A 9,345-nucleotide genomic window follows, 5' to 3' on the forward strand; every position below is an offset into this window, starting at 1 on the left:
ACTTTGGAGCGATATGATGCTGCAGTGCGAAAGGCAAGGCGTCGGCAAGCCGTTCGGCCGCTACAATCGATTAAGAAAAAACTCCGCCTGGGCCTGTGGCAAAAAGACTTGCCACCTCACGGCTCGACGTCTAGAACATAAAGGGAACAAGAGGTGCGCCATGAAACAGCCTGGAAAACTGGACTATCTGGAAATGCCGGCGACCGGCGGCACGCTGGATCGGTTGAAGGCCTTCTACAGCGCCGCCTTCGCTTGGTCTTTCACAGATTATGGGCCGACCTATTCGGCCTTCGCCGAGGGCCTGGATGGCGGCTTTCAGGCCGATGCCGCGGAAGCACCGGCCAAGCCGTTGCCCGTGCTTTACAGCGACAATCTGGAGGAAACCCTTCGCGCCGTCGAAAGCGCCGGCGGAACGATCGTCAGGCGGATATTCTCATTCCCCGGCGGCCGACGCTTCCACTTCGTCGATCCAGCCGGCAACGAGCTGGCTGTGTGGTCCCACTAGTCCGCTTGTGGATCACCTGGCGCCGATTGCACCGCTGGTCAGCCGAGCGTCTTCGCGGTCATTCATAAGCATTGTGCTTTTCGGCTGCTCTGCTAATAACGCGCCGCACAGCGACTCTGACGGCTATTGGGGCGTCGCCAAGTGGTAAGGCATCGGTTTTTGGTACCGACATTCCCAGGTTCGAATCCTGGCGCCCCAGCCAAGCGCAGACGGTCCATTCGAGACCGAAGCGCGCACCGAATAAGCCCTGATCCAAACACTCTGCAGCCTAGACTTAACCAAGAAGTGTCACGCTCGGCAGTGCGTCAGCGATCTCGCAAACCACAGCGGATGAAAGCGCGACCAGAACATGTCGTCAATCTGGGTGGGCCGGACCAAATCCTTCTGCACCCGAGCTGTTGAAGGCGCCTTATTGCCTCCGCGAGAGCAACTTTGTTTGCGGACATGCGTACTCATCGGCATATGCCAGAACAGGCTTGCTGTTGCCCATCTTCAATATCTTGTCTCGGGGCTTCAAGTTTCGATGCCGGCATTTGATCCCGCCGGCGTCCCAAATGTGTGCTATTTTTGCTACATTTTTTGACCGTCTGCCTAAATTCCATGATTTAGTCACAGCTTAATAATGAAACGCGCACGTTAATTTGCAAGATAGTGGCAAGGTCAGGCGCCAAGCCCGGCTGGGGCGCTCTTAAAAAGCGCGGGGAAACGTGGGTGGGAAAATGAAGACGACAGGTCTGTCGACCAAGGTCATGGGCGTTGGTCTCTTGATGACGGCTACCATGCTGAGCTGCTGGGGCGCGCATGCGCTGACACTCAAGGAAGCCATGGCGGTCGCGGTGGAATCCAACCCGGAAATCGGCCAGGCCATCGAAAACCGCGAGGCCATCGAGTTCGAACTGCGGCAAGCAAAAGGGCTCTATCTTCCAAGCGTCGACCTGGAGGCATCCGCTGGTGCTCGCCGCCTGGACAACTCCTCCCGCCGCGCGCTCTCCATCGAGCACGATGCGCTTTATCCCGCGGAGACCGATCTGACGGTTTCGCAAACGCTTTATGATAGTGGCGCAAGGCGAGCCGAACTCAACCGTCAAGCCTCGCGAGTGGATGGCGCCTCATTCCGCGTGCTGGAGCGATCTGAGTTCATCGGGCTGTCTGTCGTCCAGGATTACCTGGAATACATGCTTCAGGCCTCGATCGTGGCCGAGGCAAAGAAGAATCTGGGCTTTCACCAAGCGATTCTCCACGACATCAGGGAAGGCATAGCAGGCGGCGGATTGAACGAAGCAGACCGGCAACAGGCCGAGGAGCGCTTGTTTGCGGCCAAGGCCCGCATGCAGGAGGCTTCCGAGGAACTCGAGGCCTCGAGAATACGCTTCTTCAAGACCGTCGGGAAACCGCTGACCAATGCATCGCGGCCAGGCGACGTTTCCTCTGCACTGCCAAGGTCCCTGGACGACGCGCTGGGCATTGCGCGGGAGAACAACCCGCGCGTCCACATGGCCAATAGCGATATCGCCGCCGCGGGCTCGCAGGTTGACGCCGCTCGGGCGAAATACGGCCCGTCGGTCGTCGCCGAAGGCGTTGCCCGGGCCGGATACGACATTGACGGCGACAATGGAGACACGTCCGATCTGCAGGCACGGGTGGTGCTGCGGTGGAACCTGTATCGGGGCGGCATCGACAAAGCGAATGAGCAGGAGCAGATCCGCCGCGCCAGCGAACAGCGGCTTGGGCTGCATCAGGTTCTGCGGGAGATCGAAGAAGCCGTTCGCACGTCGTGGGATCGCCGCTTCCGGCAAGCCGACCTGGCAAAGACCCTGAAGCTGCAAGCCGCTTCCAACGAGAAGCTGGTTGCCTCTTATCGCGAGCAGTTCAAGGTCGGACAGCGCTCGCTGCTCGATGTGCTGGATGCGCAGAATACGCGGTTCAACACAGCAACGCTGGCGGACACCGCGTCCTACGCATCCCTCTTTGCCCAATACCGACTTCTGGCGGCAACCGGGCAGTTGCTGAAAACGATGGACATCCAGCCGCCGAAGCAGGCCGCGGCCTACGCCAAGGATGAATTCGCGGTTCCGGAGATCCCGGACACCGAAACCTATGCACGGACCCCGTCGGAACAGAAGAACGACCTGCCCTTCGATATCCTCGCCCCTGTCAGGAAGAAGTGAGCCGTAAGGGGTGTTGAGGGTTCTGGCGGGCGGGTCGTGAATCAGCAGCCACATATTCTGTCGCCCAAGGAGGCGTTCAAGGCCTGCTTTTCGGCGGTGGCCGCCTATCTCGGCAGGCCGAGCGCCGAGACCGTGCTGTTTGCCGGAGTGCCGATTTCGGACACGCGCATCGAGGTCACCGAGATCCGGCATCTTGCCGAGCGCATCGGTCTCGAGACCCAGGAATTCAACCATCGCGACTTCCTGCGCGGTCGCGTCGATCTTCCGGCAATTCTCTTCCGTGTCAGTCAGTTGCCGATCGCCCTGCTGGCGGAAACCGACGGCGACGGGTATCTCACGGCCCCGCAGGAAGACGGGCGCACGACTGTCGGCAAATCCGAGCTGGCCGCAAGTTACATCAGTGGCGGCGTATCCTTCTCGATCACCTATGCCAACGCCACCGAGGGCATGAAGGTCGGGTCGGCGCAGCAGATCGAGCGGCGCCATTGGCTGACGGGAACGATGGGCGCTTTCTGGCGCACTTATTCCAAGGTCGTGCTGTCGGCGATCTTCATCAACCTGTTGGCCATCGCCTCGCCGATCTTCACCATGAATGTCTATGACCGCATATTGCCGAACAAGGCGATATCGACGCTTTGGGTGCTGGCGATCGGCATCGGCGCCGTCATTCTCTTCGATCTGCTTTTGAAAACGGCCCGAGCCTCGCTCATCGACTATGCCGGGCGCAAGGCGGATTTGCGGATATCGTATCTGCTGTTCGAGAAGGTGCTGAATTCGTCCCTGTCCGCGCGCCCGGGCTCGACAGGCGAATATGCCAACCGCGTCACCCAATATGAGTTCGTCAGGGAATTTTTCACCTCCAACACGATCAGCGTGTTCATCGATACGGCTTTCGTCTTCATCTTCCTGCTCGTCATCTACGCGATCGGCGGCTGGCTGGTCGTCATCCCGGCCCTCGCATTTGTGGCGTCGGTGGTCGTTGGCCTGGTCACGCAACGCCGCATCGGCAAACGGGTCGCCGCATCCATGAATGAAGCCTCCCAGCGCCAGGCTCTGCTGGTCGAGTCCATCTCCACGCTGGAAACGATCAAGTCGCTGCGCGCCGAAGCCTATTTACTGAGGAAGTGGGGCGAGCATTCGAAGAACGCGGCCAACACTTCCGAGAAGATCAAGCAGCTCTCGGCGGCGGCCGGCAACATCACCCAGGCCATCCAGCAGCTTGTGACGGTCGCCTTGGTCGTGGCTGGAGCCTACGCCTTTTCGGAAGGGCATGTTTCGACAGGAGCCATCATTGGAACGGTGATGCTGGCGAGCCGGGCCGTGGCTCCGCTCGGCCAGATCGCGATCACCTTGTCGAGATTTCGCCAGGCCATGCTCTCCTTGAGAATGGTGAATTCCATCATGGCCCAGCCGGAGGACCGGCCGGATACGGTGGGCTTTGTCAATCGCCCGATTCGCAATGGAGCGATGACGTTCAAGAATGTCGGCTTCGTCTACCCCGGATCGGAAAACGAGGTTTTGTCCGGCCTGAACTTTTCGGTGAAGCCGGGAGAGCGCATCGGCATCATCGGCCGCATCGGGTCAGGCAAGACGACGATGGGACGCCTGATCGGCAGGCTTTTTCTGCCAAGCTCCGGCGAATTGCTGCTGGATGGCATCGACATCCGCCAGTATCACCCGTCAGAGGTGCGCGCCGCCGTCGGCATCGTCGCGCAAGCCGGCGATCTGTTTTCGGGCACCATCAAGGAGAACCTGCTGATGGCATCTCCGGAGGCGACCGACGAGCAGATCATCGAAGCCGCGAAAGCCGCCGGCGTCGACGAGTTCGTGTCTCGCCATCCGCGCGGCTACGACATGAACGTCGGTGAACGGGGCACCAATCTTTCCGGCGGGCAGAGACAGACGGTGGCGATCGCCCGGCTGCTTTTGACCAAGCCGAAGATCGTCTTTCTGGATGAACCGTCCGGCTCGATGGATCTGGCGTCGGAACGGCAACTGATAAAGCAACTCAAGACCGCTTTCGACCACAACACGACGCTGATCGTCTCGACGCATCGCTTCAGCATGCTCGAATTGGCTGATCGCCTCATTGTTATCGAACAAGGAAAGATAGTTGCCGACGGGCCAAAAGAACAAGTCATTCAGGCGCTGCAGAGAACGAATTCCTGAATGAACAAGTTATATCGGGCTGAAACCGATATGATAACGGGGCGTGGGAAATGCTTGCCAGGGAAGACCGCCCGCCGCTTTTCGCGACGGCGTCCATATTCATCATAGGGGCGCTCTTCGCCGCCTTTGTCGCTTGGTCGTCCTTCGCCGAGGTCGACGAGATCGCGCGTGGCGACGGCAAGGTCATACCGGCCTCCAAGACCCAGGTCATTCAAGCCAGCGAGCCGGGCGTCGTTCAGGAAATCGCCGTGAAGGTGGGGCAGGTCGTCAGGAAGAACGACCTTATTATCCGTCTCGACAATACTTTGAACACATCCAGCCTCGGCGAACAGCAAGCCAAGGCGCGGGCCCTGCAAACACGCATCGCCAGGCTCAAATACGAACAGAGCGGCAGCATCACCGGATCGTTTCCCTGTCCGCAGGACATCCAATCCGTGGCGCCGGAAATCTGTGACAACGAACAAAATCTCCTCGTTGCCCGGCGCGAAAACTTCGACAACAAGCTGTCGGTGCTCAAGTCGCGACTCGACCAGCGCGAAAAAGAACTGGACGAGGCGAACGCCAATCTCGACCGCCTGACAAAAAACCTGGCTGTGAGCGACCAGCAGGCGAAGCTGGTCGAGGCGATGGTCAAGAAAGGTCTGATGGCAAGGACCGAGCAGCTCAAGGTCGAGCAGGAACAGACCGAACTCAACGGCCAATTGAACCTGGCCGGCGAGACGATAAAGAAGGGCAAGTCGGCGATCACCGAGGCGCAGCTCCAGGTCGAGGAACTCGGGCTGCAGTTGAAGCAGGAAGCGCTCGATGACCTGACGCAGGCCTTGGCCGATCTTTCAGTGGTGGACGAAACCATTCGCGGCGCGACCGACAAGGTCGCGCGAACGGATATCCGCTCGCCGGTGGACGGCATCGTCAACACTATGGAACTGAACACCGTCGGCGCCTTCGTCCAGCCGGGTACTGTCGTGGCCGGCATCGTCCCCACTTCCGAGACATTGCTGGTCGAAGCACGTGTTTCGCCCCGCGATGTCGCGTTTATCCGCCCAGATCAGGATGCCTTGATCAAAGTCACGGCTTACGATTTCTCGATCTTTGGCGGCATCGAGGGCAAGGTTTCAAACATAACCGCCGACAGCCTGGTCGATCAGAAGACGGGCGAGCCCTACTATCAGGTGCGTGTTTCAACCGATAGATCGACGCTGGAGCGAGACGGAAAGGCATATTCGATCATCCCCGGCATGATCTGTTCCGTGGATATCAAGACCGGTCGCAAGACGATCCTGAGCTACCTGCTGAAGCCGATCAACAAAGCCCGCCAGGAGGCAATGAGTGAGCGCTAGCGCCACCTCTCCCGCGACCCGGAGCGACCACTTGCTTCTGCCACTCCCGACAGAAGATTTCGAACTCGAGTTCCGCGTCGTGGCGCGCGGCGGCATCAGGCGCGGCATTCGGCTTGAACGGGCTTTCTGGGTTTCGCTGAAACAGATGGCTGAGAGCCGCAAATGCACGATCGGCATGCTGGTCGACGAGATCGCCGAAGGTCACGCGGAGAAAGGAAACTTGACCTCGGCAATCCGGGTGGCCTGCATACGCGAGTTGGGGCGCGAGAACCTGAATTTGCGCAGGCTTGCATCGATCAGGACGATAAACGCCATTCTGCTTGCCTGCCCGTCGCCGGCCTTCGCCTTGGCCTCGACGAAGAAGATCGTGACCTTCAATGCGCCGTTCCAGCAATTGGTCAAACGACAATTGCCGGCGGCATTCGACGAAGACACGCGCCAGGACCTGAAGCTGGCGCTGGACCTCAACGTGGCCGATATATTCGCCCGCCTCGACACCAATGGCGATGTTGCCGTTGCGAGCGGATTTGTGATTGGAGCCGGCGAACGCCGTTACCGGGGCCAATTGAACGTGGTGCGGGCGCCGGTGCTGGACCTGGAATTGCTGATGGCTTTCGTCTTCAACGGCTAGCGCCGTTCATCGTTTCCGCAAACGCCGAACCGCCCTATCTGCTGACGCAATTCCGCCGGAAAACCAACAATAGACTTTTCCCGCAATTGTCCGCCATTCAACCAGGACAAGAAAGCCGGCGCGCGGGCCCCTTACTTGACTTCCGTCTGGACGCCTTCGCCAGGGGCGACGGTTGCGAAACCGCCCTTGACATCGGCCATCTGGGCGTCTCCCGATTTGGACCCGTGGATCCAGGCCCGGTCGGTGCTGAACGAGTACAGTGGCTGATAATTCGGAAGGGCGCTGTCCTTGAGCACCGTATCGTTGAGACTGTCGAGAATATAAGCGCCGCTTGCGGTGCTGACCGAAAGCACGGCGTGGAAGAAGCCCCGCTTGCGGTCCTGGAGAACGACGAGCGACATGCTGCGTGCCGGAATGCCGGCCCTCAGCAACGCGGTCATCTTGAGAATGGCGAAGTCCTCGCAGTCGCCAGCACGATTGGCGAGGATCTCCGAAGGCTTCGCCCAGTAATCAAGCTTGCCGTAAACGACGCTGTCCTTCTTATAGGCGATCAGGTGGTTGATGCCGCTGTCGATGAACGACAGTTTTTCGACGAACCCCTTGCCTTGGGCGGCCGAGACCATGGCCGCGAAGGCTGGGCTCTCGTGGTCACAGGGGCTGCCCGCGGTGCAATCGGTTATGGCCTGGTAGACCGGTGCCCAGCGCGCCGAAACGGGAAAATTGCGCATGGACAGCGCAACCGACCCGAAAACGCCCGGAATGATCGACGCGGTCTGAATCGGGTCGATGCCCCTGCCCTCTTGCGCCATCGAGGCGCTGGACCCGTCTTGAGCGGAAACGGGACCATATCCGTTCAGGACAAGGCTGATCCGGTAGGGGGTGGCCGGCTGCCAGGGCTGGTATCTCTGCAGCGAAATGCCGCCGAGGCCAAGCGGCGCCTGGACCGCTCCAAGCAGTGCTGCTTCGGGCATGAAATTCCTGATGACGGGCCCGGCAAGGGCTGGCTGCGCCGAGCCGGCTATCCCCACCGCCAGCAGAAGCAGCTTGAGCTTGCACTTCCCCGGAGCATTCTTTTGTTTTTTCATGACGCCCACCTTTGACTGTGGACGCTACCAATTTTGTCTCAAATTACTGGAAAGGAAGATGGATAAGTTTCCTACGAATTTACTTTGCTGATTTTAGTAAAATTTTACACGTATTTATACTTATATTTACCAAGTTTTTCGCGCCGCCGGTGGCGAAGCGCTATGCCTTCCAGACAACATATAACTGATTATATGTTCACAGTTTACCAAGCGTAAAAAAAGTCATCGAAGGCATATCCAAATATATAGAATGGATTGACGGACCGTTGCAAAGTCAAGCCGCCGCCTGTCTCTATCCGGGAAATACCGGAGGGGTTTAAGCTATGGCGAACAGTATTGAACTGGACAATCTTTCGAACTCGTGGGACGAGCATTCCGTCTCCAGCGACCATCACGACCTGACAGCGCCGACCCAGGTGGTGGCGCAAGCCGCGCCCGCCGAGCAAGCGGCGGCACCGGTCCAAACAGCGCCGGCCGCGGCCGAGCCTGTGCCGGTCGATGTCGGTGGCGGCGCGCCGGCGGCAGCTCCGCCAGCGGCAAACGCCCCGCACGAATACGTCGCGGACGCAAGCAACGTCGTCAAACTTCCCGCCAATGTCTCGATCGACAACATCAAGGTCGACGGCCACAACCTCGTGCTCGAGCAGGCGGACGGCTCGGTCATCGTCATCAAGGACGGTGCCCTGCATGTGCCGACCTTCATCATCGGCGACGTCGAAGTGCCGCGCGTGGCCCTGATCGCAGCGCTGGAAGCGAGCCATGTCGATGTCGCCTTTGGCGCGGACGGCTCGATATCGGCCGGTGGCAGCGCGACCTCGAGCGCCGGCGGGAATTTCGAACAGCCTGCCGGCGGGATCGGCGACGGCTTCGGCCTGTCGGCGCTCCTGCCGCCGACGGCTTTGCAGTTTGGGCAGCCGGATCATCGCGAGTTGTTCCCGAGCCTCCTGCCCGATTCAACGCCGTCTATCGCCGACCTGACGCCTTCCGTCGATGGCGGCGATACCACCGTACACGAAAAGGGCCTGACCTCGGCTGCCGACACCAGCGAGATCGGCACAGGCACCTTCACCATCACCTCGCCCGACGGCATCGGCAAACTGACCATCGCCGGCCAGGATATCTCGGGTGCCGCCCTTGGCAATAGCGTATCGACGCCGATCAGCATCACCACGCCGCTCGGCAACATAGTGACCATCACCGGTTATGACGCCAGCACCGGCCAGGTGAGCTACAGCTACACACTTGTCCACAGCGAGACTCATCCCAGCGCGGGAACAGATTCTATTTACGACAACATGACGGTGACGGTCACCGACAGCGACGGCGACATCTCTCTACCCGGCATGCTGTCGGTCAAGATCGTCGACGATCTGCCTGTGGCGCACAATGTGAATGCCGGCACGCTGACCGAAGACGGAGCGACGACCACTGTCGGCGGCAACGTGAG

At 59.8% G+C, this 9,345-nt stretch carries 7 protein-coding genes and 1 tRNA gene; 7 read left to right on the plus strand and 1 reads right to left on the minus strand.

Going from position 1 to position 9,345, the window contains the following annotated elements:
• Window positions 1–160 precede the first annotated feature (160 nt).
• The 6 genes from LB524_RS11040 (at window position 161) to LB524_RS11065 (ending at window position 6,813) form a co-directional block, all read left to right on the plus strand.
• Window positions 161–505 carry a VOC family protein gene (locus LB524_RS11040; protein ID WP_015318754.1) on the plus strand — a complete coding sequence of 115 codons (345 nt, stop codon included), beginning with the start codon at window positions 161–163 and terminating at the stop codon, window positions 503–505.
• 127 nt (window positions 506–632) lie between these two features.
• Window positions 633–707: transfer RNA gene (locus LB524_RS11045), tRNA-Gln, on the plus strand.
• Between the two features lie 517 nt (window positions 708–1,224).
• On the plus strand, window positions 1,225–2,673 hold the full coding sequence (locus LB524_RS11050; RefSeq protein WP_015318755.1) for a TolC family protein: 1,449 nt from the start codon (window positions 1,225–1,227) through the stop codon (window positions 2,671–2,673).
• Between the two features lie 36 nt (window positions 2,674–2,709).
• Window positions 2,710–4,842, plus strand: a complete 2,133-nt coding sequence (locus LB524_RS11055; protein WP_140663265.1) for a type I secretion system permease/ATPase — start codon at window positions 2,710–2,712, stop codon at window positions 4,840–4,842.
• A gap of 50 nt (window positions 4,843–4,892) precedes the next feature.
• Window positions 4,893–6,182 carry an HlyD family type I secretion periplasmic adaptor subunit gene (locus tag LB524_RS11060; protein WP_015318757.1) on the plus strand — a complete coding sequence of 430 codons (1,290 nt, stop codon included), beginning with the start codon at window positions 4,893–4,895 and terminating at the stop codon, window positions 6,180–6,182.
• Window positions 6,172–6,813, plus strand: a complete 642-nt coding sequence (locus LB524_RS11065) for a ribbon-helix-helix domain-containing protein (RefSeq protein WP_140618714.1) — start codon at window positions 6,172–6,174, stop codon at window positions 6,811–6,813. The genes LB524_RS11060 and LB524_RS11065 overlap by 11 nt, the downstream gene beginning before the upstream one ends.
• 131 nt (window positions 6,814–6,944) lie before the next feature.
• Here LB524_RS11065 and LB524_RS11070 read toward each other — a convergent pair whose 3' ends face one another.
• Window positions 6,945–7,898 carry a transglutaminase-like cysteine peptidase gene (locus LB524_RS11070; protein WP_224526063.1) on the minus strand — a complete coding sequence of 318 codons (954 nt, stop codon included), beginning with the start codon at window positions 7,896–7,898 and terminating at the stop codon, window positions 6,945–6,947.
• A gap of 323 nt (window positions 7,899–8,221) precedes the next feature.
• On the opposite strand from LB524_RS11070, the gene LB524_RS11075 reads away from it, so the two are divergent.
• A partial coding sequence (locus LB524_RS11075) for a hypothetical protein (RefSeq protein ID WP_411909907.1) occupies window positions 8,222–9,345 on the plus strand: 1,124 nt, incomplete at its 3' end.

This window comes from Mesorhizobium sp. ESP6-5, from assembly GCF_020164695.1.
Taxonomy (GTDB): domain Bacteria; phylum Pseudomonadota; class Alphaproteobacteria; order Rhizobiales; family Rhizobiaceae; genus Mesorhizobium; species Mesorhizobium australicum.

Excerpts from the sequence above, each read along its gene's own strand:
- LB524_RS11050 (WP_015318755.1), top strand. The coding sequence starts at position 1,225 with ATGAAGACGACAGGTCTGTCGACCAAGGTCATGGGCGTTGGTCTCTTG.
- LB524_RS11040 (WP_015318754.1), top strand. The coding sequence starts at position 161 with ATGAAACAGCCTGGAAAACTGGACTATCTGGAAATGCCGGCGACCGGC.
- LB524_RS11060 (WP_015318757.1), top strand. The coding sequence starts at position 4,893 with ATGCTTGCCAGGGAAGACCGCCCGCCGCTTTTCGCGACGGCGTCCATA.
- LB524_RS11070 (WP_224526063.1), bottom strand. The coding sequence starts at position 7,898 with ATGAAAAAACAAAAGAATGCTCCGGGGAAGTGCAAGCTCAAGCTGCTT.